This is a genomic window from Bradyrhizobium diazoefficiens USDA 110, assembly GCF_000011365.1.
GTDB lineage: Bacteria > Pseudomonadota > Alphaproteobacteria > Rhizobiales > Xanthobacteraceae > Bradyrhizobium > Bradyrhizobium diazoefficiens.
In genome coordinates this window covers 239,804-262,398 of record NC_004463.1, presented here as the reverse complement: position 1 = coordinate 262,398, position 22,595 = coordinate 239,804, and the positions used below count along the sequence as shown (strand labels likewise).

Sequence of the window (22,595 nt, the reverse complement as noted above, 5' to 3'; positions counted from 1 at the left end):
CGACCGTGACGCTTGCGATCCTCTGCTCGGGACAAGGCGGACAGCATCGGGACATGTTCGCCCTCACGGGCGGCGCGCCTGAGGCCGCGGACCTGTTTGCGCACGCGGCGACATTGCTCGGTGGCAGCGATCCGCGCGATTTCGTCCGCGGCGAACCCGATGAGGCCCTGCACCGCAACCGTACGGGCCAGATTCTCTGCACCTTGCAGCCGCTCGCCGCGGCGCGCGCGCTCGCAGATGTCATTCCACGCGGCGTCATCATTGCCGGCTACAGTGTCGGCGAGGTCGCGGCCTGGGGTGTCGGCGGTGTGCTCGATGCGACCGCCACGCTCGATCTCGTGGCACGCCGCGCAGAGGCCATGGATGCGGCCACGCGCGCCGGTGACGGGCTGATCTTCGTCCGCGGTCTTTCGCGCGAGGAGGTCGGTCGCCTTTGCGAACGTCACGGCGCAGCGATCGCCATCGTCAATCCGGGCGATGCCTTTGTCATCGGCGGCGGCCGCGAGGCGCTGGGCGGGATTGCCGACGACGCGCGGGCGATGCACGGCGCAAGGATCGTCGCGTTGCCGGTCGAGGTTGCCTCCCACACCAAGCGGCTCGCCGCGGCGTCTGCCGCATTTCGTGAGACCTTGCGCCTGGCACCGGCGGTATTTCCCCCGAGGACCGGTGCGCGCATTCTGAGCGGAATCGATGCCGCTCCGGTCGTCTCGCTCGAGAGCGGTCGCGACAAACTTGCCGCGCAGATCTCGCAAACCGTGCAATGGGCGGATTGCCTGCAGGCCTGTGTCGAAGCGGGCGCGACGGGGTTTCTCGAGCTCGGGCCGCGACATGCGCTCAGCAGCATGGTTGCGGAAATCGGGGCCGGACTTCCGGCTCGCTCGCTGGATGATTTCAGGAGTCTTCAGGGCGTCCGCGCCTGGGCTGCGCGTCACCTGAACGACTAGCCTCGCCAAATTCCGAAGAGACGATGCCGTCGATCGCGCTGCCCGGTCAAAAAAAGGGGCCGTCCTTTGGGGGAGGACGGCCCTAAAACGCTCGTATGCCCAGGGAGGAGGGAGGCTCGAGCGGTGACTTGGGGTCTCAGTCACCTAACACGCACAGCATCGCCGATCCCGCGGCCAAAGTATTTCACGAACCCCTTGTGTTTCTCATTTCGCATGATTCACGAGAAGTCCGCGGGCAGCACGTGAGACACGGCCTTGTATGTCGAAGCCGGATCGCCGCCGGAGAGCCTGGACGAAGCCGATGCGTTCCGGCTGGCGCAACGCCAGCGCGCGGGCGTGTCACCCGTGATCCGTTTGAAGACGGTCGAGAAATGCGCTTGGGTGCAGAAGCCGACGGTCAGCGCCACCTCGGCCAGGGCCGTCTCGGAATTCGACAGCAGCGATTTCGCACGCTCGATGCGCTGATGCAGCAGGTACTCGCGCGGCCGGTATCCCGTCGCGGCGCGAAACTGGGCCGCGAAGTGCATCCGGGACAGTCCCGCCACCTTGGCAAGCTCGGACAAGCTGATGCAGTGGTCGAAGTGCGTCCCGACGTATTCCTCCACGCGCCGCAGTCGCCATTTCGGCAAGGCATTGACTTTCGAGTGTGGCAGCTCGCGCCGGGCGAGGTGCATTGCCAGCGTCTGACCGATGCAGCGCGCGAATTCCCGGTCAGCCGAATGGCCGCGTTCGGTCAGCGCCTTCGCCAGCTGTTCGGCAAAGGGGTCGCGGAGCAGCACGAGGTCGTTGAGGCCTTCGGCCGAAGCTGTTCCTGCTCCAGGCCTTAGGAACGGAAAATATGTGCTGGCCGAGACGTGGAAGTGCAGGAAGTCGCACGGCGCGGAGAACTGCGCACTGAGCTGCTGCAACGGTGCGCCGATATACAGCGTGCCTGCCGGCATGATGCCGTCGAAGATGGTGTGACGGCCTCTGGTCAGTTTGGCGCGGGACGTCTTCAAGGCGATGGCGAAGAAGTATCGGTCGGCAGGGGTCGTCGCCTCTTCGTGCCTTATGCCCGTTTGCGTGCAGGTCCAGCGCGAGATCGTGATGTCGTCAGGCGTGGCCGCGGGCTGGCGCCACCTCCGTTCGAGGGGAAATGCGCGAGTCTCCTGCGGGGAGGCCGGTTTGTGGCGGCTGGGTTGATACGTCGACCGGGCGCCGGCCGCTTGGATATCGGTGAGCATCGTTCGTCCCCGTGTCCTGGATTCTGCCGCCGTCGTGACGGCTGCCGAATGCAACTGGTCCATGCTCGAACGATAGGTGCGGCCTCGTCGAAAGGCTCGTTAAGGATGCTTAAGCGGTATTAGATTTTGCAAATGCGAGAGGTGCGACCGCATGTCGCAAAGAGTTCAATTGAACCAAAGGGATCAAGCACATGTGCAGTGAGGTCTGATGTTAGAGCGCAGCACCGGCCGGACCAGAGGTTTGACGCGGTGCCGTCTCGTCCGGTCGGGCGTGTTCGTCTAATTCAGAGCAGACGTGTTCAGGGCAGACGTGGCGAGGCGTCGATGCCGGGTGTAAGGCCGGGCGCGATCGACTGTGCCGAGGGAACCGGGGGTTCGCGCGAATACGGGATCGCTTCCACCTCGGGGCGTTGCTGGGATGTGGCCTGCAGGCAGTTCGCACGCGGCGGTTGTCCTGCGCCGAACAGATCAGTGACGGGATCCACGAAGCTCGCGCGGAACCGGTCGAACCGGGTCTGGTGATCGCCCGCGGAGGGCTGTCGGATTGTCACCGTCGCCGTCATGCCCGAGACCAGTGGCACATCCGGCGGCACCGTGTCGATGGCGACGCGAACCGGTACGCGCTGGGCAAGCCGCACCCAGGTGTAGATCGGGTCGACACTGGGCAGGCCCTGCGTGCCCGCAGCGGCGTTCGACACGCTGACGCCTCGCGTCACGGTCTTCACATGCCCCAGGATCGGCTTGGCGTAACCAATCAATTGCGCTTCCGCGCGATCCCCGACGCAGACGCGAGCCATCTTGGTTTCCTCGAAATAGCCGTCGATCCAGAAACTGTTGGAATCGATCACCGAGATGTTGCTGACGCCGGTGACGGCATAGTCGCCCGCGCGCAGCAGGAGATTGGTGACGTAACCGTCGACGGGACTGGTCACGCTGGTCCGTTTCAAATTCAGCTCCGCCTGTGCGAGCTGGTGTGCCGCCGCCTCGTAGGCGGCCTTCGCCTGCGCTGCGTTGCCTGCATAGATCTGCTGCTCTTCGGGCGTCGTTGCGAGGTTGGACAGATGTCGACGCCGGTCGAACTCGGCCTGCTTCACCTCCAGATCCGCGGCCCGCTGGTCGACCAGCGCCTTGCCGATTCGGACGGCCACTTCGAAGTCGAAGGGGTCGATGACGTAAAGGACGTCGCCCTTGTGGACGAACTGGTTGTCGCCAACCCGCAGCGCCACGATCTTGCCTGCAACCTGCGGCGCGACATTGGCGACCTGGACACGCACGCTGCCGTTCCGCGTCCAGGGAGCAGTGACGTAGTGCTGCCAGGTCGCAACCGATATCAAGACGGCGACCAATGCGATGCCGAGGGTCGCGAGATGCTTGCCTGCGCCGAGCATGAATCGGCCGACAGCCTTGCGCAGCGGCCTCGCGGAGGGCGTTGCCTGTGTCGGAGGTCTGACGGTGTCCGCCGTGCGATCGCTGGTGTCGCGTGCCACGGTCTCCGGTGCGGCGGAGCCCTCCGCGGTACTTGAGGCATCGCCCGGTGCTTCGGCTGATGGTTCGCTGCGAAGCGGGGCGGCGTCGCGGGGCAGGGTAGCTTCCATGACTCTTCTCCCTAGAAGAACAGTGCGAGCATGCCGAACATCGCCACGTAGAGGCAAAGCTCGGCCAGCGACGGGTTGCTGAAGACTCTCGCGAATCCGATGAAGCGCAGCAGCGGGCGCAGTAACAGGAACGCGAGCAGCGCGGTTGCCGCATAGGAAACGATGGGGGCAATGAGCACGCCGCCGATGACCAGTTCCCGATAGGTGTTCGTCATGACCGTCTCCCTTGGCTGGAGTCGGCCGGAGATTGTGACGGCGCGAAGGCCACGCTTGCCGCAATCAGCGCGGCAATGGCCGCGCTGGCCGACAGGTCGCTTCGTGCTGCCGACTGGTGCAGCGCCTCGGCTGCAGCGAGGATCACGCCGCTGTTCCGACGGGTGAGGGCCTCTCGCGCGGCCTGCGCCGCTACGGCCAGCGGCCCCTGTCCGACCCGGTCCAGTTCGGCGCGGCAACGCCGCAGGGCTGCGGCCTGGTCGAAACAGCGCATCGCCGTGCCGGCCATCCGATCGTCGATCGCGGAGGGGCCGTTTGCGGTCAAAATCTGCTCGATCCGCGCCGCGTCGCGAAAGGCGGCTTCCTCCGGCGCGAGGTGGCGGGCTCGTCCCCCGTCGGCGCGGCTCAGTTCGCGCCGGGCCTCTCCCAGTAGCAGCCGAACTCGCCGGTCGCCCGACAAGGGAGGCAGCAGCTGCTGCGCCGCGAAGACGAGCACGGACGACAGGCAGACAAACAGGCTCGTCACGAGAAACACCTCGGGGTCGTAGCTCTGCGGATTGGTCGGCGCGAGCACGACGAGGGTGAACACCAGCACGAGGCGGCCGATCGATGACAGCATGGGGCTCGGCAGCGTGATCAGCAGTGCGAGGCCGATGACGACAGGCGCAAGACCGATCGCGAGCAGCTGAAACTCGGACACACCGTTGAAGACGAGATATTTCAGGATGCCGGCCAGCACGCAGGCGATCGGCGTCGCCATCACCGCCACCATCGTGAAGTTGCGCGGCGAGGGTGACGTCGAGCCGAGGCCGATGATCACCGCAACGAGCGAGAGGCAGAGCTCGGTGGTCGGCCAGCCCGTCAGGACGAAGACAATTGCAATCAGCGTGAACGAGATCGCAGCCCGTGCGCCAGTCTCGGCCGCGATGCGGCGCGAGCGATAGAGCGGTGCGCGCCATGCACGATACGGGCTTGTCCCTTCGCGCAGCGCATCGAGGCTGCCGCGGACCTGCGCGTTGTTTCGGCCGATTTCGGCCCGGAGCCAGGATCGGGATATCGCGACCAGCCCGGCTGCCTCTGGGGCCAGCGCCGACGCGGCAGGGAGCGCTGCGAGCATGCGACCGAGCGAGAGCGCGCTGACGAGATCGACCAGCGCGGAACGCGCGGCCGCGGTCCTTGCCGTGCCGATGCTCGATTCCGTCGTCAGGCTGGCGATCTCCGGACGTACCGCCGCGATGTCATGCAGCAGTCCAGCCCCAACGGCCGCGGATGGAGTCTCGCCGCGCTCGGCATCTCGCGCGAGATCCGTGACCCGGCGGTGCAGCACTTCGATGCGGCTTGCCAGAACCGGATGATAGCTCGGCGCGGCCAGAACCTCGTTCACAAGCGCCACCGCAAGGACGCCGATGCCGATGGCTGCGCCACGCGCGACGCCGGTCGGGAACACCTGTAGCGGCGTGTCGATCTGCTCGACGGCGATCAGGGCGACGGTGATGCAGCAGAGTGCCGCCGCATAGGCGCGATTGCCATCCAGCAGGCCGGCCACATAGGTGCAAAGCCCGACCCAGATGCCCAACACCACCAGCAGGAGGCCGCCGGTCTGGGAAAATAGGCCGGCGATCGCGATCGAGGCGATGACGCCGATGACGGTTGCGAGCAGCCGGTAGCCGGCTTTTTCCATACCCTGACCGCGTGTCGGCAGCGCCAGGACGGCCACGGTGAGGGCGGCCGACGACGGGGATTCGAGCTCGAGCCAGAAGCCCACATACAACGCGAGCAGCATCGCCAGCCAGACCCGCAGCGCGAACGCCCAGGAACTTGCCGGAAAGCCGGCAAAGACCAGCGGGCGCGGCGCGGCGGCACTTGTGGTGTTCACTGGCATCGTGCCCCATCCGTTTCCGGCAGAGCGTGCGGGCCTGCCGATCTCGTAAAATCAGCGCCGAATATGAGGTTTGCGGGGCTTGCCGGTATTTCCGGTCCACCAACCCGCTTGCCGGAATGCACGTCCGGTTGGGGGCAGGGGCCGTCTTGCGGACTACGGCGCGTGGCCTGCCAGCGCCTCTTCGAGGTAGCGGATGATCTCGTCACCGCTGGAGGGCTTGCCGAGATAGCAATGCGCGCCAGCCGCCATCACGCGCCGGCGCACGGATTCGCTTGGAAATGCCGTCATGAAGATGATCGGGAAGCGTCGGCCGGACGCGATCAACTGTGCCTGCAGCTCATCGCCGGTGATGACAGGCATCTGGACGTCGGCGATCATGCATGCCGGATCGTCTCCCGGTGTCTGCCGCAGGAAATCCATGCCGGATTCGTAGGCCTGGGCCTCGTAGCCGATCGAGCGCACCAGGCTCGCCAGCGACGTGCGAACGCCTTCGTCGTCGTCTACGATCGCAATCACCGGGGTTTTGGCCATTGGCACACAATCCTGACCGCGGTGTTCCGCAAGGAGGCATCTCCCTTTGCGCGGCCGATGGCGCCTTATGCACCCGGGGCAGTCCCGCAGGAATTATACTCAGGTGTGATCCGTAGTCCCGCGGGTTTGGGATACCCCCAGCGCCTCGGCCTTGCGGACGAGGTCGGCCAGCGACCGAACCCCCATCTTGCGCATGACGTTCCCGCGGTGGATCTTGACCGTGATCTCGCTGAGGCCGATCAGGGCGGCGACCTGCTTGTTCATCAGGCCGGCGGTGACATGGCCCATCACCTCGCGCTCGCGCGCCGTCAGGGTCCCGTACTGGGCGCGGATGTCTTCCTTGGTCGCGGCTTCGGCACGGTGCTGCGCATCACGTTCGAGCGCCGCCGTCACGGCATCGAGCATGTCCTGGTCGCGAAACGGCTTGGAGAGGAAATCGACGGCACCGGCCTTCATGGCACGCACCGACATCGGAATGTCCCCATGGCCTGTCATGAAGATGATCGGATAGCTGATGCCCTGCCGGACGAGCTGGCTCTGCAGATCGAGCCCGCTCACGCCGGGAAGGCGGACGTCCAGCACGATGCAGCCTGGGCCGCCGGGCAGCGAGCCGCCGAGCAGTTCCGCCGGCGAGCCGAACAGGCGCGTCTCGAGGCCGACGGATCGGAACAGGCTGTCGAGCGAGGCGCGGATGCCCGCATCGTCATCGACGATGATGACAGTCGCGCTTGAGGGTTGCGTCGGCGGCTGAGCCTGGTTTGGTCGTGTCATGGCGGGGCGTGTTCTTGGCTATATGGCAATGTCAGGTGGAATGTCGCTCCCGAGCCCGGGGTGCTCACCACCGACAATCGGCCGCCGTGAGCTTCCACCGTCGTTCGGCAGATCGCAAGCCCCATGCCCATCCCGCCGTCCTTCGTCGTGAAGAACGGATCGAACAGGCGTGCCATGTCATCAGGCGGGATGCCCGGGCCGCTGTCCTGCACCGTGATGGCGAGGGTCTCGCTGTCCACGGTGCCTGCACGCAGCGTGATGACGCGGGAACCGGGCCGGCCTGACATCGCCTGGCTGGCATTGATCAGAAGATTGACCAGGACCTGCTGCAGCTGAATCCGGTCGCCGCGAACCGGCGGCAGGCCGTGCTGCGGCTCGACGATGAGGGCGACGTCGTCCTTGGCGAGCTCGCGCGCGACCAGCGCAGTCGCCTCCTCGATGACCTCGCCGATTTGCAGCAGATCCTGCTGGGGTGCAGCCTTCTTCAGGAAGGTCCGGATCCGGGTCACGATCTCGCTGGCGCGGCGGCCCTGAGCAACAACATGGCCGATCGTGGTGGCGACCTCCTTGAGATCGGGTACGTCGCGCCGCAGCCATCGCAAGCCGGCTTCGCCGCTGGTGACGATTGCCGCCAGTGGCTGGTTCACCTCGTGCGCTATGGACGCGCTGAGCTCGCCGAGGGTGGCAACGCGCGCAGCATGGGCGAGCTCGGCTTGCGCCGCGAGCAGTGCATCCTGAGCCTGCTTGCGCTCGGTGATGTCGACGACGAAGACGAGCACGTTTTGATCTCCGTCGGGTTCGGGCGGAAAGGTGATCGTGAACAGCACGGGGACCTTACGCCCGTCGAAGCTCACGAGCTGGGTCTCCCCTTCGTGAAACGGCTCTCCATTCGCGAATGCGACCAGCGCGTCGAGGAAACTGCGATCATTCTCGCCCAGCAGCTTGTCGGCGTTCTCGATGAAGGCCGCAGAGCCGCTTGCCCCCGCCATCTTCTGCAGGGCCGGATTGACGTCGGTGATTCTGGCGAGGCGGCGGGCATGCCTGACGAAATCGGGGTTGCGTGCCAGATAGTCGCGCAGGTCCGCCCCTCCGGTCTGCAGCGAATCCAGCGCGGTCCGCAGTCCGCTCCAGTCCTCCTCGACGACGCCGATCCGGCTTGCGTCGAACATCCGGCGGTATCGTTGCTCGCTCTGCACCAGCGCGCTGTGCGCCGCCACGCGGTCCGTAACGTCGGTGTGCGTTTCGAGCACCCCGACGGGTTTGCCGAGATGGTCGTGCTGAAGGGCCCATCGGGCGTCGACGGTGAGCGCGGCGCCGGCCTTCGTCCGTTGCTCAACCCTGCCTTCCCATCGCCCGGTATCGAGCAGGCTGGCCTCGATGGCTTCCCGCCGGTCGGAATAGCTGGTCCGCAGAAGCTTGTCGGCGAGCTGCCCGAGCGCCTCGTCGGGCGACCAGCCGTAAGTCTGTTCCGCGGTCTTGTTCCAGAACGTGATCACGCCGCTGCGATCCCTGACGAAGATCATGTCATGCGAGAGATTGAGCAGCCGCGCTTGCGCCGCGAGGTGCGTCGTCGCCGCGTGATTCTGCAGCACCAGCAGGGTGGTGATCCCGATCGCCGCGAGGCTCACCAGCGCGCGAAGGGCGGGCGAGGCGATTTCATGCAGATCGTGCGACAGCAGATAGGCGGTTATGGTCAGGACGACACAGCCGGTCGCTGCGACGATGATGTCGTTGCGCCGATTCGTCCTCGCCGCAAGGAGGATCGCGATGACATAGAGGACTGCGACCGCGCCCTCGAGCGGCGTCAGCACGTCAACCATGAAGACCGCGAAGGCGAGGGCCGCGGACCAGAACCGCAAGCCGGCGCGGCTCATGGATGAACCCGTGGGCCGATCAAGGTTCGTCATCGTCGCAGGCTGTGCTTCTTCTCATAGCAGCCACGTTGATGCCGCGATTTGATCGCGTCCACAATATCCAGCCGGCCGATTTTCGTGCTCTCGTGGAAGACCTCCTGGACAGTTGAATCCGGCGCGGGCGCGACCGGGAGATTGTCCGGCGGAACGAGGCTTCTCGGTGATATCGCCGATCACGGCCGCGTCAACTTACCGCAGGCGCGCCGAGCCGCCGGCCTCGTGCGTCCGTAGCTGCGGACGAGGTGTTCCGCTCGCACTCTCGCCCGGTGGCTGTACCGCGATCATACCTAGGTATGACGCAGTTAACCCGAGACCTTATCCATGCACCCGCGCGTAGAATGGAGCGCGCGGATCGCCGAACTACTCTGCTCCCATCGCATTCGGACAAGTCGTCAGACATTGCCGATGCGAAATGGAACAAGGAGTTCGACGATGTCGCTGCAGATGTCACACCCGCAAAATGCCAAGGACCATGTCGCCGCCGCAATCGACGTCTCGTCAATCGAATGTGGGCGGCTGCGGTCATCGAGACGTTCACGGCGCTCCGGCGAGGAGGCCATGACGCTCTCCCTCGTTCATCTGGATGTTGCGCTGGCCATCGAGCCGCCTGCGCCGGACGTGCGGGGATCTGCCGACCGCGAGCCGAGCTTCAGGGTGTCCGCGAAACGGCTTGCGTGCGCCTCCTCGGAGGTCGATCGGGAGACGGGCGCGGAAGGATTCACGGATCCGGTGATGCAGCGCCTCGCGGATGCGCTCGCGGCCACCAAAGCCATGCACCATCCCCATTCTGCCATCCTTGTCGATGCGCTGCGTCTGGCCATTCTGACCCGCAAGGCAAGCCGGCGGACGGTGGCCGGACAAGGCCAGCCCGAGTCGGCCGAGGGTGATCATGAAGGCCGGGTTTGCCGGGCGGTGCGGTCGTTGCAGAAATGGCGCCTCAAGCGCGTCATGCAGTATGTCGACGACAATCTGGCCGCGAAGGTGACCTTGGAGCATCTGGCTGCCGTTGCCGGCCTTAGCCGGATGCACTTCGCGGCGCAGTTCCGGGCGGCCGTCGGCATCAGGCCGCACGAGTATTTGCTGAAGCGGCGGATCGAGCGGGCCCAGGAATTGCTGCAACAAGCTGACGTCTCGCTCGTCGACATCGCCTTGACCGTCGGGTTCCAGACGCAGGCTCATTTCACGACGGTGTTCAAGCGCTTCGCGGGCGACACGCCGTATCAATGGAGGAGCGCCTATCTCGCGCAATTCCTGCCGCTGCCGCCCGTCGGAGCAAGACCGTCATGAGCAACCCTGGCATTCAGGCCCTGCTGCTGCAGCTGGTCGGCATTCATTCGGCGCTGGTGCACCATGAGATCATGGGATTGTTGGAGATCGCTCGCGGTCTCGGCGCCTCCTATCGGTTCGCATCCTCGGAACCCGGGGCGGGCGCCTTCTACGGTCGCGTTACCATAAACTTCTGCAGGCTCATTGCCGCCGGCATCGCGCACTATGCCTTGATGGAGCCGTCGATCGAAGAAACGGCCACGCAAAGCTGAAGGAGACGGAGCCAGTCTCGGAATGTCGAGAGTGCTGTATCTTTCAACGGGGATTGACTGACACCCTCCGCCATCCCACGATTTTGTGCGGCAAGCAACGATTCCGAACTATTTCGAGCGCGATAGCTGTTAGGCCTCAGGCGTCATCGCGAGAATCTCCTCCAAGCCCAAGAGCCCAGAATGAATGCAAACGACATCACGCGCATCCCGAACAGGAATCTGCCCAGCAAGTCAGCGGTAACAACATATCATATGCCGGGCGGCGGCGGGTTGCTGTGGGCGGTGGCGGTTTCACCTGATCGCACCCAGGACATTCGCATACAGACGCTGGGCGCCTTGGGCGTCATCGATACTTATCTGAAGGATGCGGGTCTGGACCGTACGCGCATCGTCAAGGCTGAGATCGTGGTGACCGACCACGACAACAAGCCAGCCTTCGACGAGGCCTGGGCGAGCTGGATGCCGGCGGGTTATGGGCCGGTGCGCTCGTTCGTGCAGTCGGTTATGCCCGATGGTGATTTGATCGAGATCATCATCACCGCCGCGCTACCGGCTGGCACGCGCGATACGTCTCAGGCATCAGGCTGAGGATCTCTGAACCTCGTTCGCTTCGACTCGTCTTGCCGGCGCTCATCGGCCATCCTCAGAGGACGACGTCCCGGTTGACGTTCTTGTACAGCAGATAAACCGAGTGGTTCAGGCCGGTGGGATAGAATTGCTGCGGACAGAACGATCCCATCCAGATGAAATCGTCAACCCAGATTTCGTGCCAGCTATTGCCGAGATAATATAGGCCTTGCCCCTCCAGCATGAACAATCCGTGCTCCATGATGTGCGTTTCGACAGCCGGGAAGCAGACGCCGGGCTGGAAAAACATCAGGTTCATCTCAAAGTCGAACCGCAGGTCGCCCATTGGCAGCAGGTGCTTGAACCCGCGGCCCTGCAGCCCGGTATGGTTCGTCATCGGCATGGATTGTTGTTGACCGATGATCGCCGTCGGGGTGGCGATGTCCTCGGCCTTCTCATAGCGCTTCTTGACGGCGATGATGCGGGCAGGCGCGGTGGGATGACAGGACATCGTGAAGGATACGCCGGGCGGTACATAGACAAAGGCGCCGACAGCAAGCTCCACTGGCGGGTCGGAGCCGATGGTCACGTCCACGCCTCCTGCCACAACATAGAAGAAGTGCTGCAGGTCCACACAGATCGGCTGGGCCGTACCGCCCGCGGGCTCGATTTCCAGCATATATTGGGCAAAACCGGCGCCGAGCGAAGGCGCCGCCAGAAAGCGCACGGTTGTGGATTTCCACGCCGGAAGCCGGCTCTTCAACACGCCTTCCGGCGGCATGAACGCGAAGTTGCGACCGACAACGCCGCGATTGTGGCCGATCGCTCCGGGAGGAACGATGCCGGGTTGGCCGGGCAAGTCGGTGGGATGCATCTGAGGTCCTCGGGGAGTCTGGTTCAATCGAAAGGTTCTAGCGAAAGGCCGCGTCGGCGGATTTCGGAAACATGCCGCGGACACTGGAGCCCGCTTCACGTTGCAGCCGGTTCCGGACAGTTATCATCACGGGATCCTTGCGACGAGAGCGCGAATGCAGAACATACCAGCCAGTCCCTCGCATCAATGCGGAAAGGACAGTGGAGCAATGAGCCGGCCCAGGTCGAGCTCCGATGCGACGCCGACGTGAGGCTTAGCTCAAGGAATAGGACGCGTCCGCTGGATTTCCATCACCCTCCATTTCCCGTCCCCCGCGCGCTTCAGCGCGGGGTCGCTCACCCGCACGTGCTCCGCCAGAAAATCGATGAACGCGCGGACGCGCGCCGGGAGCGGCGCGGTGTGGCCGACATAGACAGCGTGGATGTCTTCGCGGTCGCCGGGATTGTAGTTCTGCAAGACCGGGACGAGGCGGCCTGATTCGATGTCGGGGCCGATGTGGAAGAGGGCGAGGCGGGCGAGGCCCACGCCGCCGAGCGCGAGGCGGCGGGCGGCTTCGCCGTCGCTGGCGCGGGCGGCCGGCGGCGGGACGGCTTCCTCGGTGCGGTCGCCGCGCTTGAAGGGCCAGCCGCGGATCGAGCGCGGAAAGGTCCAGCCGATGCCGCGGTGATCGGCAAGATCCGCCGGAATCTTCGGCGTACCGAAGCGCGCGAGATAATTCGGCGCGCCGACCACAACCATGCGGCTGGTGCCGAGTTTTCGCGCGACGAGGCGTGAGGCCCGCAACGGTCCGACGCGGATCGCGACGTCAGCGCGCTCCTGCATCAGGTCGATCAGTGTGTCGGTCAGCACCAGATCGAGCGTGACGTCGGGATGCTGTTCCAGGAAGCGCGGGATCAGCGGCATCACATGCAGCATGCCGAAGGGGATGTTGCTGTTGACGGTGAGGCGGCCGCGCGGTGCCGCGCCTGAAGCTGCCTCGCGCTCGGCCTCCTCCATCTCGGCGAGAATGCGCACGGCGCGCTGGTAGAAGGCCTGGCCTTCCTCCGTCAGCGTGAGCTTGCGCGTGGTGCGGTTGATCAGCCGCGAGCCGAGCCGTACCTCCAGCCGCGAGATCAGCTTGCTGACGCCCGACGGCGTCAGGCGCAGTTTTCGCGCGGCCTGGGTGAACCCGCCCAGGTCGACGACGCGGACGAAAACCTCCATCTCGGCGGAGCGGTTGGTGTCGAAACGGGCCATGTTGAATTCACGTCACAAATGATTGGATTGCGGACATCCTAATGCTTTTGCTGCAGCGCGGCTATCTGCGTGGCTCGTGCCATCCATTGGAGTCCCGCATGCCTCCCGCCGTCCTTGCGCTCACCGCCGGTGCCTTCGGCATCGGCACCACCGAATTCATCATCATGGGCCTGCTGCTCCAGGTCGCCGCCGACATGCATGTCTCCGTGCCGATCGCGGGCCTCCTCATCTCCGGCTATGCGCTGGGTGTGTTCGTCGGCGCGCCGGTTCTGACGCTGGCGACGCGGCGGATGCCGCGCAAAACCGTATTGCTGGCGCTGATGGCGATCTTCACGCTCGGCAATGCCGCCTGCGCGCTGGCGCCGAACTACGAATTGCTGATGGCGGCGCGGGTGCTGACCTCGCTGGCCCACGGCACGTTCTTCGGCGTGGGCTCGGTCGTGGCCACCGGCCTCGTCGCCGAGGACAAGCGCGCCTCGGCGATCGCGACCATGTTCATCGGCCTCACGGTCGCAACGCTGCTGGGCGTGCCCTTCGGCGCCTGGTTCGGCCTGATGCTCGGCTGGCGCGCGGCGTTCTGGGCGGTAACGGTCATCGGCGTGATCGCCTTTGCCGTGGTCGCCGCGTTCGTGCCCGGCCATGTCGGTAACGGCGACAAGCCGATCTCGCTGGCTGAAGAGCTCGCGGTGCTCGGCCGTCCGCAGGTGCTGCTCGGCCTCGCCATGACCGTGTTCGGCTTTGCCGGCCTGTTCGTCGTCTTCACCTATATCCAGCCGATCCTGACGCGCTTCACCGGTTTTTCGGAGGAAGCGGTGTCGCCGATCCTGCTGGTGTTCGGCGCGGGTCTTGCGATCGGCAACGTCGCGGGCGGCAAGCTCGCCGACCGCGGCCTGGCGCGGGCCCTGATCGGCACTCTCGCCGCGCTCGCCATCGTGCTGCTCGGCCTTGCCGCGGTGCTGTCGGTCAAGATCCCCGCGATCGTGCTGATCCTGCTGCTCGGCATCGCCGCCTTCGCAACCGTCGCGCCGCTCCAGCTGCGCGTGCTGGAAGCCGCCGGCCCGAGCGGCCGCACGCTGGCCTCGAGCCTCAACATCGCCGCGTTCAATCTCGGCAACGCGCTGGGGGCCTGGGCCGGCGGTGTCACCATCGATCGCGGGCTCGACCTCTCCGCGTTGCCGCTGGTGGCGGCCGGAATCACCGCGATCGGCCTCGTGCTGGCGCTGTGGAGCCTCCAGCTCGATCGCACGGCGACCGCAGTCGCGGCGTGCCCGGCGGAATAGGAGAGCGATCATGGAATATCGTAGTCTCGGTGCGTCCGGGCTCAAGGTCCCCGTCCTCAGCTTCGGCACCGGCACGTTCGGCGGCCAGGGTCCGCTGTTCTCCGCCTGGGGCCGCAGCGGCACGGAGGAAGCGCGCAGGCTGGTCGACATCTGCCTCGATGCCGGCGTCAATTTGTTCGACAGTGCCGACGTCTATTCGAACGGTGCCTCCGAGGAGATTCTCGGCGCTGCGATCAAGGGCCGCCGCGACAAGGTGCTGATCTCGACCAAGATGAGCCTGCCGATGGGCGATGGCCCGCTCGATGCCGGCTCATCGCGGCAGCGGTTGCTGACTGCGGTCGACGCAGCGCTGCAACGGCTCGGCACCGACACCATCGACCTCCTTCAGCTTCACGCGTTCGACGCGTTCACACCGATCGAGGAGGTGCTGTCCACCCTCGATACGCTCGTGCGTGCCGGCAAGCTGCGCTATGTCGGCGTTTCCAATTTCGCGGGCTGGCAGCTGATGAAGTCGCTCGCCATCGCGGACCGGCACGGCTGGCCGCGCTATGTCGCGCACCAGGTCTATTACTCGCTGCTCGGCCGCGACTATGAGTGGGAGCTGATGCCGCTCGCGCGCGATCAGGGCGTCGGCGCGCTGGTCTGGAGCCCGCTCGGTTGGGGGCGGCTGACCGGAAAGATCCGGCGCGGCCAACCGCTGCCGCAACAGAGCCGCCTGCACGCCACCGCGCAATTCGGTCCGCCCGTGGACGAGCAGCGGCTTTACGCGATCGTCGACGTGCTGGATGCGATTGCCGCCGAGACCGGCCGCACCGTGCCGCAGGTCGCGATCGCCTGGTTGCTGTCGCGCCCCACCGTCTCTTCCGTGATCATCGGCTCCCGTGACGAGGCGCAGCTGCGCGACAATCTCGGTGCGGTCGGCTGGTCGCTGGGCGCGGATCAGATCAAGCGTCTCGACGAGGCGTGCGCCGTGATGCCGCCCTATCCCTATTACCCCTATCGCATCCAGGAGGGTTTTGCGCGGCTCAATCCACCGCTGGTGTGACGGATAGCTAATAGAAGGCGGCGATCGCTGCGCCTAGTCCCTGCGGAAGGTTGGGTTCGCTCTTCAGCGTGTCGATGAAGACGGGATCGTCGGCCACCGTGAGGCCATCCAGCTTGATCGGATGCAGCGGCTCGGCGGCTGCTGCGACAGCTGCCAAATCCGGACCGGTCCGGATGCCGTTATATGCCAGCCGCGGGCGCAATTGGACATTGTTGCCGAACTGCTCGTCCAGCGCGAGACGCCATCCGGTTCGTGACACCGTTCCGCTCGCGATCGCGGCCGACATCGCGATGCTGTGCGGCTGCAACGTGCCGAGATTGCCGAGCGCGGCACTCAATCGGGTCGTTGCTTCCGCCAGCGTGATCTTCTCGATCCCCGGATCCTGGTCGGGCGAGGTGAAATCGATCACCCGCGCACTCCTGCCGACCTTCAGGGCCTCGCCGCTTCCGCCTGCCTGCTGCATGGCCTTCTTGGTCCCATAGCGCGCTCGCCCGCCGATCGTGACCAGGACGATATCCTGCTCGCGCGATTTGATCAGGTGGGCGTAAGGATCGCCGGTGACACCCTTCACGACGACGAGATCGGCGAACTTGCCCTTGGCGATGGTTCCCAGCTTTGAGTCCCACTTCAGGATCGCGGCCGGATTGCGCGTTGCCATCGCGACGATATCGTAATCGCTGAAGCCGAGATTGAAATGCGCGGATACGACCTTCGCCGCCTTCAGCTCGCCCAGCAGGTTCTTGCTGCCGGACGGCGACCAATCCGAGCCCAGCGCGATGGTGAGGCCTGCGGCGCACGCGGCGACGACATCGGTCGTCTTGCCATAGAGCAGCAGGTTGCTCAGGGGCGACCAGACGACCTTGGCCTGGTGCTGGGCCATCGTTCCGAAGTCGGTCGCATCGAGCGCCGTGCAATGAATGCCGGCCAGCGACGGCTCGATCGCCCAATCTCCCGCGGAATTGCGCAGCGCCAGGAAGTGGCTATGCGCCTTGGGATCGATGCCCTCGCTTAAGTGGAGCAGGAAACACGCCGACGATTTCAGCTCGTTGTCGAACTTCGCCCAATCCTCGGCATCGATGTCGGGAATCTTGGAGTGTGCCCGCGGAAGATCGGGCGGGCTCCCGATCTCGGCGGCGCGCAGCGCGCCCTTGTAATACTTGTGGATCGTGCCGCTCCAGTTCGACAGCGTGATCCCCTGGCTCGTCGTCGTTCCCGCGACCAGGCATTTGGCTTCGACATAGCGAACCAGGGCCGGCAGCAGCGAGCCGTCGTCGGCAAGGGCGATCGCGCTCATCGGGCCGGTCACGGACGTCTTGTACGATTTGGCATTCTGCCACTGGTCGCGATTGCCAAAGAGCTGCGGCACGCGCCAGAGCGGCAGGACGTTGTAGCTGAGGTGATTATGCAGCTCGATCAGGCCGGGATAGATGGTGCCGCCGGTGGTCACCGCGGCGACGGCCTCGAAGCCCACCGGGGCCGGCTGTCCCTTGGGCAGGATCGCGGCGATCCGATTGTCCTCGATGAAGATCGTCCCGTTCTTGATGACGTCGCCCTCAGTGGCCATCGTCACGATCCGGCCGGTCAGCGCCCATCGCTTCGGGTTTGCGGCCGGGCTCATGGAATCACCCCATCGGGAATGGTGATCATGATGGTGCGCCGCTTGGCCGCCGCGTCAACGCCCTGGCGCACGGCCCACGGCGTATCTCCACGCATCCAGGCCGGCAGTCCCGCCGGAAGGTCCTTTGCAATGATGTCGACAAGCTCGGACGGCTTGAAGGCGTCGCCGTACGGCACGAGTGTCGTCGGCACGTCGGGATGCTTGACCTCAGGCGCCAGCGCCGCGAGGGCGGCATTCCATTTGGCCAGCATGATCTTGGTATTCGCCGCCTGCGTCGCGGAATCATGCGCGGAGCTTTCCGGCCAGGTCGGGTGCGTGATGTGCTGATACGCGAGGGTCTTGTAGGCCGCGCCGTCGGAGCTCTTGAGCCAGGCTTTCCAGGCCTCGTCCGCGAGGCCGCCGAGCGAGACGACAGCCTCGATGTTGCCGGGGCCCAGCACGGCCTTGAACCATTTGTTGCGATAGTCGACGATGCCCGGCTCGTTCTTGTGCTTGGAGCCGCCGCTCTGGCCGTAAACGCTGTACAGGAAGGTGTTCACCATCACATAGCTCTGCACGATGCCGAGCTTGGCCAGAAAGCCCTGGGTCCGGCGGCCCGCGGTGCCGACCAGGATTCGGCGCACGATGGTCTCGTGCTGGGCGGGATCCTGGCCGACGATGAGCACACGCGCCGATCCGTCCAGCCGGCCGCGGTGAAAGATGGGCCCCCATTCGATGCGGAAGTCGTGGGGATCGTAGGCTTCAGCGCCGGGGTAGTTGGCGCACAGATCGCGAAAGGGTTGCTCGCCGTATCCGGCGTCGAATTCTGTGAGCATGGAAAATGCTCCAATCTGCCGATGTCAAAAATAGCTGCGTCAAAAAACCTGGTCGTTATGCCGCAATCTCAGCGGTAGTCTGTTGCACAATTCAACCAATATATGGGTCAAGACAGCGGGCGCAAAGGTTCACGGGCGTCCCTGGCTCCGGGGCCGTGACAGAGCGTCGCGACAACGCGCCATGCAGAAACGCGCCTGTACACGGTCGCGTGATCTCCATAACCTCCGCGGCGCAATTTCAGGAGATGCGGCGTGGCGAAGAAGACGGCGAGCAAGAAGAAAAGTGTTTCAAGGAAAGTAACGAAGACCTCGAGCAAGAAAGCCACCGCCCGCAAGGGTGCCGTCGCGAAAGCTGCGAAGAAATCAGTCAAGAAGGCCGCCCCGCGCAAATCGGCCACGGCGCGCCGTCCCAAGGGGCCGGTCTGGCAATGGTCTGCGGTCGATACCGCGGCCGCGATCCGCAGCGGCGCAATCTCCGCGGTCGAGACCGTCGAGGCGCATCTGGATCGGATGCGCGCGGTCAATCCCAGGCTGAATGCGGTCGTTGTCGATCTCAGCAAGGAAGCGCTGAAGGCTGCGCATGCGGCCGACAAGCAGCGCGCCAAAGGCGGCGAGCTCGGCCTCCTGCACGGCGTGCCCATCACCATCAAGGAAAACGTCGATTACGAAGGCCGGCCGAACTTCAACGGCGTGCCCGCCAACAAGGATTACATCGCGCCGTCGGATGCGCCTGTTGTCCGTAACCTGAAGAAGGCCGGCGCGATCGTCATCGGTCTCACCAACACGCCGGAATTCTCCTTCCGCGGCTTCACCGACAATCCCCTGCATGGGCTGACGCTGAACCCCTGGGACCCTGATATCACCTGCGGCGGCTCCTCGGGTGGCGCGGGGTCGGCGGTTGCCGCCGGTATCGGCACCATCGCCCATGGCAACGACATCGGCGGCTCGCTGCGCTGGCCGGCACATTGCAACGGCGTTGCCACCATCAAGCCGACGCAGGGCCGCATCCCCGCCTTCAACGGAAGCGCAACGGCCGAGCGGCCGATGCTGGCGCATCTGATGTCGGCGCAGGGGCCGCTCGCCCGCCACGTTGCCGACGTTCGCCTCGCGCTGGAGGTGATGAGCCAGCGCGATCCGCGCGATCCCTGGTGGGTGCCGGCGCCGCTTGTGGGGCCGAAGCCGAAGGGACCGATCAAGGTCGCGCTGGCGAAGATCCCCGACGACATGGACGTCGATCCGGCGGTCGCCGCGGCGCTGCGCCGGGCCGCCGATCACCTCGAGCGTTCCGGCTATCGCGTCAGCGAGGTCGAGGTGCCCGACATCAACGGCGTCTGGCAGACCTGGTGCGACATCATCACCAACGAGACGATGGTGATGCAGGAGGCCGCGATGCTGAAGGTCACGTCCGAGGATTTCCACAATGCGTGGAACGGCATGAAGGCCAAGGCCAATGTGCTCGATCTCAAGGCCTGGATGCAGGCGACGGCCGCGCGCAACGGCCACATCCGCGCCTGGCAGCTGTTCTTCGAGGACTACCCGGTCGTGCTGGCGCCGACCACGGTCAGTCCGACGCCGGGCCCGCGCGACGACACTATCAGCGCCGAGCGCGTGCAGGAGGTGTTCTGGGGCGGGATACGCTTCATCTCCGCGATCAACGTGCTGGGCCTGCCCGGCGCGGTGGTGCCGGTGGCCTTGCACGAGGGCAAGCCGATCGGCGTGCAGCTCATCACCGGCCGCTACCGCGAGGACCTCGCGCTCGATGCCGCGGCGGCGATCGAGAATCGTGCCGGCGTGCTCGCCCATCGCCTATGGGAGACGATGGACTGAGCGCTCGCGAGTTGCCGCCGCGTTGACAGTGCCGCCCTCGCTCCCTGTGGGAGAGGGTGGCACTGGCGGCCTTCGGCCGCCGTCCCTTGAGAACGCCGATGCTTTGCATCCGCGATGGGAAGCGAGTCGCGCCTAGGCGTACGAATTCGTTAATCCAATTTGATTCGAATTTTAGCCAATTCACCAATAACCGTTAGGGTTACTTCCTCGATCTCTAGGCGAATTATTGCTCGCTTTACCACCCGCCTCTAACACGAGGACGGCGGACAACGCACGTGCCTCATACAGGCCAATAAGTGCGGCCCGCTCCACGCGGAGGTGGCACGATGCGCAACGAGACGATCGCTATTCACGCCGGCTATGAGCCCGAAGCCACCACGCACGCGGTTGCCGTGCCGATCTACCAGACCGCGGCCTACGCCTTCGACAGCGCCGATCACGGCGCGGCGCTCTTCAATCTCGAGGCCGAGGGTTTCCGTTACAGCCGCATCGCCAATCCGACCAGCGCGGTGCTGGAGAAGCGTATCAGCCAGCTCGAAGGCGGCGTCGGCGCGCTTGCGGTCGCGACCGGCCAGGCGGCGCTGCATTTCGCCTTCGTCAACGTCGCCGATCACGGCGGCAACATCGTGTCCGTGCCGCAGCTCTACGGCACCACGCACACGCTGCTCTCGCACATTCTGCCGCGCCAGGGCATCACGGGCCGCTTCGCCGAGAGCGACAAGCCGGATGCGATCGAGAAGCTGATCGACGAGAACACCCGTGCGGTGTTCGCCGAGACCATCGGCAATCCTGCCGGCAATGTCTGCGACATCGAGGCATTGGCGAAGATCGCGCATGCCCATGGCGTGCCGCTGATCGTCGACAACACGGTCGCAACCCCGATCCTGCTCAAGCCGTTCGACTACGGCGCCGACATCGCCGTGCATTCGCTGACCAAGTTCCTGGGTGGCCACGGCACCACGCTGGGCGGCGCCATCGTCGATTCCGGAAATTTTCCGTGGGCGAAATACGCCGACCGCTTCCCCGCCTACAACAAGCCGGACGCGTCCTATCACGGACTCGTCTATGCCGAGCGCTTCGGCAAGACCGCCTATATCGAGCGCGCGCGCAGCGTCTATCAGCGCACCATGGGTTCGGTGCTGTCGCCGTTCAACGCCTTCCTGCTGCTCCAGGGCATCGAGACCGTGGCGCTGCGCATGGAGCGCCACGTCGAGAACGCGCGCAAGGTCGCCGAATTCCTGCGTACTGACCCGCGCGTCGCCTGGGTCAACTACACGGGTTTCCCGGACAGCCCCTACTATCCGCTGGTCCAGAAATATCTCGACGGCAATGCCTCCTCGCTGTTCACCTTCGGCATCAAGGGCGGCATGGAAGCCGGCAAGACCTTCTACGATGCGCTGAAGCTGATCACGCGCCTCGTCAATATCGGCGACGCGAAGTCGCTGGCCTGCCATCCGGCTTCGACCACGCACCGGCAGATGTCGGCGGAGCAGCAGCGCCTCGCCGGCGTTCTGCCGGAGACGATCCGCCTGTCCATCGGCATCGAGCATGCTGCCGATATCATCGAGGACATCGACCAGGCGTTGGAAAAAGCCTGTCCGTCGTCGCGCCTCCAGGCCGCGGAGTAGGCGACGGCCCCGATGACGATCCTGATCGACAGGGATCACGGTATGTCGAGCCCGGCGCTGGTGCCGGCTGAGGGCGATCTGGCGCGCGATCATGCCGGCGCCGAGCTCACCATCGGGCTGATCAACAACATGCCTGATCCGGCGCTGAAGGCGACTGAGCGGCAGTTCATGAAGCTGCTCCAGGCCGCCGCCGGCCCGCGCCGCATCCGCTTCCACTGCTTCTCGCTGCCCTCGGTCAAGCGCTCGCCCGAAGCGAAATGGCACGTCGAGAGCGAATATTCCGATCTCGCGGATCTCAAGCGTCAGCGATTCGACGGGCTGATCGTGACCGGCGCCGAGCCGGTCGCGCCCGAGCTCGACCAGGAGCCGTACTGGCGCGACCTCACCGATCTGGTCGACTGGGCGAGGACCAACACGCGCTCGACGATCTGGTCATGCCTCGCCGCGCACGCCGCGGTGCTGCACCTCGACGGCATCGCGCGGCGACGGCTACCGGCCAAGTGTCACGGCATCTTCGACTGCGAGGCCGTTACGGGTGATCCGCTGACGCATGCCCTGCCTGCGCCGCTCAAGGTTTCGCATTCGCGCCTGAACGAGATCGTCGAGAGCGACCTCGAGCAGGCCGGTTATCAGGTCTTGACCCGCTCGGCACTGGCTGGTGTCGACGTCTTCGTCCGCCAATATGCCAGCCGCTTCGTGTTCTTCCAGGGCCACCCCGAATATGACGCATTGTCGCTCCAGCGCGAATATCTGCGCGACGTCGGCCGCTACCTCGTGCGCGAGCGTGACAATTATCCGCACCTGCCGGTGAGCTATTTTGACGCAGCGACGGAAGAGAAGCTTGTGCGCTTCGAGAAGCAGGCGAGGCACCAGCGCCATCCAGCGCTCAGCAACGAGCTTCCCGCGCTGAATTTGCGCGCCGATATCGCCGCCGGCAGCGCGGCGGCGGCGCTATTCCGTAACTGGCTGCAATATCTCGGCGCGGACGCCGATGCGTCGGTCCTTGCGCGCTAGGTCGGGACGCTTCACGTTAGGACTAACGAAGTGTGAAGCTTGCTTCCGGCAGCGTACGAATGCTTCACTGAAGGGGGCGGG

The 22,595-nt window shown here is 65.3% G+C and carries 21 protein-coding genes; 9 read left to right on the top strand and 12 right to left on the bottom strand.

Annotated features, from left to right (window positions below):
• Window positions 1-5: 5 nt before the first annotated feature.
• Window positions 6-944 carry an acyltransferase domain-containing protein gene (locus BJA_RS01305; RefSeq protein WP_011083095.1) on the top strand — a complete coding sequence of 313 codons (939 nt, stop codon included), beginning with the start codon at window positions 6-8 and terminating at the stop codon, window positions 942-944.
• A 218-nt stretch (window positions 945-1,162) separates the two neighbouring features.
• Here BJA_RS01305 and BJA_RS01300 read toward each other — a convergent pair whose 3' ends face one another.
• The 8 genes from BJA_RS01300 to BJA_RS42755 all read right to left on the bottom strand — a co-directional run bounded on the left by BJA_RS01300 (window position 1,163) and on the right by BJA_RS42755 (window position 9,632).
• Window positions 1,163-2,167, bottom strand: coding sequence for a helix-turn-helix domain-containing protein (locus BJA_RS01300; protein ID WP_038966668.1), 1,005 nt, complete (start codon window positions 2,165-2,167; stop codon window positions 1,163-1,165).
• 299 nt (window positions 2,168-2,466) lie between these two features.
• The gene (locus tag BJA_RS01295; RefSeq protein ID WP_011083093.1) at window positions 2,467-3,762 is read right to left on the bottom strand and encodes a biotin/lipoyl-binding protein; all 1,296 of its coding nucleotides are present in this window, start codon (window positions 3,760-3,762) and stop codon (window positions 2,467-2,469) included.
• Between the two features lie 11 nt (window positions 3,763-3,773).
• Window positions 3,774-3,977 (bottom strand): DUF1656 domain-containing protein, encoded by a 204-nt coding sequence (locus tag BJA_RS01290; RefSeq protein WP_038966667.1) that lies wholly within the window; start codon window positions 3,975-3,977, stop codon window positions 3,774-3,776.
• Window positions 3,974-5,857 carry an FUSC family protein gene (locus tag BJA_RS01285; RefSeq protein WP_011083092.1) on the bottom strand — a complete coding sequence of 628 codons (1,884 nt, stop codon included), beginning with the start codon at window positions 5,855-5,857 and terminating at the stop codon, window positions 3,974-3,976. Before BJA_RS01285 ends, BJA_RS01290 begins: the two co-directional genes overlap by 4 nt.
• 153 nt (window positions 5,858-6,010) lie before the next feature.
• Window positions 6,011-6,388, bottom strand: a complete 378-nt coding sequence (locus BJA_RS01280) for a response regulator transcription factor (protein ID WP_038966666.1) — start codon at window positions 6,386-6,388, stop codon at window positions 6,011-6,013.
• A 99-nt stretch (window positions 6,389-6,487) separates the two neighbouring features.
• The gene (locus BJA_RS01275; RefSeq protein ID WP_011083090.1) at window positions 6,488-7,159 is read right to left on the bottom strand and encodes a response regulator transcription factor; all 672 of its coding nucleotides are present in this window, start codon (window positions 7,157-7,159) and stop codon (window positions 6,488-6,490) included.
• Window positions 7,156-8,979, bottom strand: a complete 1,824-nt coding sequence (locus BJA_RS01270; protein ID WP_236842288.1) for a PAS domain-containing sensor histidine kinase — start codon at window positions 8,977-8,979, stop codon at window positions 7,156-7,158. Before BJA_RS01270 ends, BJA_RS01275 begins: the two co-directional genes overlap by 4 nt.
• Before the next feature lie 485 nt (window positions 8,980-9,464).
• The gene (locus BJA_RS42755; protein WP_236842160.1) at window positions 9,465-9,632 is read right to left on the bottom strand and encodes a hypothetical protein; all 168 of its coding nucleotides are present in this window, start codon (window positions 9,630-9,632) and stop codon (window positions 9,465-9,467) included.
• On the opposite strand from BJA_RS42755, the gene BJA_RS01265 reads away from it, so the two are divergent.
• The 3 genes from BJA_RS01265 (at window position 9,631) to BJA_RS01255 (ending at window position 11,198) form a co-directional block, all read left to right on the top strand.
• Window positions 9,631-10,359, top strand: coding sequence for a helix-turn-helix domain-containing protein (locus tag BJA_RS01265; protein ID WP_244423861.1), 729 nt, complete (start codon window positions 9,631-9,633; stop codon window positions 10,357-10,359). The genes BJA_RS42755 and BJA_RS01265 overlap by 2 nt on opposite strands.
• Entirely contained in the window at window positions 10,356-10,610 is a 255-nt protein-coding gene (locus tag BJA_RS01260) for a hypothetical protein (protein ID WP_011083087.1), read from the top strand. The genes BJA_RS01265 and BJA_RS01260 overlap by 4 nt, the downstream gene beginning before the upstream one ends.
• Window positions 10,611-10,790: 180 nt before the next feature.
• Window positions 10,791-11,198, top strand: a complete 408-nt coding sequence (locus tag BJA_RS01255) for a RidA family protein (protein WP_011083086.1) — start codon at window positions 10,791-10,793, stop codon at window positions 11,196-11,198.
• A 55-nt stretch (window positions 11,199-11,253) separates the two neighbouring features.
• Here the strand turns inward: BJA_RS01255 and allE are convergent, their stop codons facing one another.
• The gene (allE, locus tag BJA_RS01250) at window positions 11,254-12,051 is read right to left on the bottom strand and encodes a (S)-ureidoglycine aminohydrolase (protein WP_011083085.1); all 798 of its coding nucleotides are present in this window, start codon (window positions 12,049-12,051) and stop codon (window positions 11,254-11,256) included.
• Between the two features lie 258 nt (window positions 12,052-12,309).
• Window positions 12,310-13,287: a LysR family transcriptional regulator gene (locus BJA_RS01245; protein ID WP_011083084.1), complete on the bottom strand. Its 978-nt coding sequence runs from the start codon at window positions 13,285-13,287 to the stop codon at window positions 12,310-12,312.
• 98 nt (window positions 13,288-13,385) lie between these two features.
• Here BJA_RS01245 and BJA_RS01240 point away from each other — a divergent pair, with 98 nt between their 5' ends.
• The gene (locus BJA_RS01240; RefSeq protein WP_038966673.1) at window positions 13,386-14,567 is read left to right on the top strand and encodes an MFS transporter; all 1,182 of its coding nucleotides are present in this window, start codon (window positions 13,386-13,388) and stop codon (window positions 14,565-14,567) included.
• Window positions 14,568-14,577: 10 nt separating this feature from the next.
• On the top strand, window positions 14,578-15,612 hold the full coding sequence (locus tag BJA_RS01235; RefSeq protein WP_011083082.1) for an aldo/keto reductase: 1,035 nt from the start codon (window positions 14,578-14,580) through the stop codon (window positions 15,610-15,612).
• Between the two features lie 7 nt (window positions 15,613-15,619).
• On the opposite strand, the gene BJA_RS01230 is transcribed toward BJA_RS01235, so the two are convergent.
• The gene (locus BJA_RS01230; protein WP_011083081.1) at window positions 15,620-17,230 is read right to left on the bottom strand and encodes an amidohydrolase family protein; all 1,611 of its coding nucleotides are present in this window, start codon (window positions 17,228-17,230) and stop codon (window positions 15,620-15,622) included.
• Window positions 17,227-18,045 (bottom strand): uracil-DNA glycosylase, encoded by an 819-nt coding sequence (locus BJA_RS01225; protein WP_011083080.1) that lies wholly within the window; start codon window positions 18,043-18,045, stop codon window positions 17,227-17,229. The genes BJA_RS01230 and BJA_RS01225 overlap by 4 nt, the downstream gene beginning before the upstream one ends.
• Window positions 18,046-18,297: 252 nt before the next feature.
• On the opposite strand from BJA_RS01225, the gene BJA_RS01220 reads away from it, so the two are divergent.
• The 3 genes from BJA_RS01220 to metA all read left to right on the top strand — a co-directional run bounded on the left by BJA_RS01220 (window position 18,298) and on the right by metA (window position 22,514).
• Window positions 18,298-19,872 carry an amidase family protein gene (locus BJA_RS01220; protein WP_011083078.1) on the top strand — a complete coding sequence of 525 codons (1,575 nt, stop codon included), beginning with the start codon at window positions 18,298-18,300 and terminating at the stop codon, window positions 19,870-19,872.
• Window positions 19,873-20,198: 326 nt separating this feature from the next.
• Window positions 20,199-21,500, top strand: a complete 1,302-nt coding sequence (locus tag BJA_RS01215) for an O-acetylhomoserine aminocarboxypropyltransferase/cysteine synthase family protein (RefSeq protein ID WP_011083077.1) — start codon at window positions 20,199-20,201, stop codon at window positions 21,498-21,500.
• Window positions 21,501-21,512: 12 nt separating this feature from the next.
• Entirely contained in the window at window positions 21,513-22,514 is a 1,002-nt protein-coding gene (gene metA / locus BJA_RS01210; protein ID WP_011083076.1) for a homoserine O-succinyltransferase MetA, read from the top strand.
• The last annotated feature ends 81 nt before the right edge of the window (window positions 22,515-22,595 follow it).

Bases quoted from the DNA above. Each gene is read 5' to 3' on its own strand.
- BJA_RS01300 (WP_038966668.1), bottom strand. From the start codon at position 2,167: ATGCTCACCGATATCCAAGCGGCCGGCGCCCGGTCGACGTATCAACCC.
- BJA_RS01295 (WP_011083093.1), bottom strand. From the start codon at position 3,762: ATGGAAGCTACCCTGCCCCGCGACGCCGCCCCGCTTCGCAGCGAACCA.
- BJA_RS01290 (WP_038966667.1), bottom strand. From the start codon at position 3,977: ATGACGAACACCTATCGGGAACTGGTCATCGGCGGCGTGCTCATTGCC.
- BJA_RS01285 (WP_011083092.1), bottom strand. From the start codon at position 5,857: ATGCCAGTGAACACCACAAGTGCCGCCGCGCCGCGCCCGCTGGTCTTT.
- BJA_RS01280 (WP_038966666.1), bottom strand. From the start codon at position 6,388: ATGGCCAAAACCCCGGTGATTGCGATCGTAGACGACGACGAAGGCGTT.
- BJA_RS01275 (WP_011083090.1), bottom strand. From the start codon at position 7,159: ATGACACGACCAAACCAGGCTCAGCCGCCGACGCAACCCTCAAGCGCG.
- BJA_RS01270 (WP_236842288.1), bottom strand. From the start codon at position 8,979: ATGGTTGACGTGCTGACGCCGCTCGAGGGCGCGGTCGCAGTCCTCTAT.
- BJA_RS01265 (WP_244423861.1), top strand. From the start codon at position 9,631: ATGACGCTCTCCCTCGTTCATCTGGATGTTGCGCTGGCCATCGAGCCG.
- BJA_RS42755 (WP_236842160.1), bottom strand. From the start codon at position 9,632: ATGGCCTCCTCGCCGGAGCGCCGTGAACGTCTCGATGACCGCAGCCGC.
- BJA_RS01260 (WP_011083087.1), top strand. From the start codon at position 10,356: ATGAGCAACCCTGGCATTCAGGCCCTGCTGCTGCAGCTGGTCGGCATT.
- BJA_RS01255 (WP_011083086.1), top strand. From the start codon at position 10,791: ATGAATGCAAACGACATCACGCGCATCCCGAACAGGAATCTGCCCAGC.
- allE (WP_011083085.1), bottom strand. From the start codon at position 12,051: ATGCATCCCACCGACTTGCCCGGCCAACCCGGCATCGTTCCTCCCGGA.
- BJA_RS01245 (WP_011083084.1), bottom strand. From the start codon at position 13,287: ATGGCCCGTTTCGACACCAACCGCTCCGCCGAGATGGAGGTTTTCGTC.
- BJA_RS01240 (WP_038966673.1), top strand. From the start codon at position 13,386: ATGCCTCCCGCCGTCCTTGCGCTCACCGCCGGTGCCTTCGGCATCGGC.
- BJA_RS01235 (WP_011083082.1), top strand. From the start codon at position 14,578: ATGGAATATCGTAGTCTCGGTGCGTCCGGGCTCAAGGTCCCCGTCCTC.
- BJA_RS01230 (WP_011083081.1), bottom strand. From the start codon at position 17,230: ATGAGCCCGGCCGCAAACCCGAAGCGATGGGCGCTGACCGGCCGGATC.
- BJA_RS01225 (WP_011083080.1), bottom strand. From the start codon at position 18,045: ATGCTCACAGAATTCGACGCCGGATACGGCGAGCAACCCTTTCGCGAT.
- BJA_RS01215 (WP_011083077.1), top strand. From the start codon at position 20,199: ATGCGCAACGAGACGATCGCTATTCACGCCGGCTATGAGCCCGAAGCC.
- metA (WP_011083076.1), top strand. From the start codon at position 21,513: ATGACGATCCTGATCGACAGGGATCACGGTATGTCGAGCCCGGCGCTG.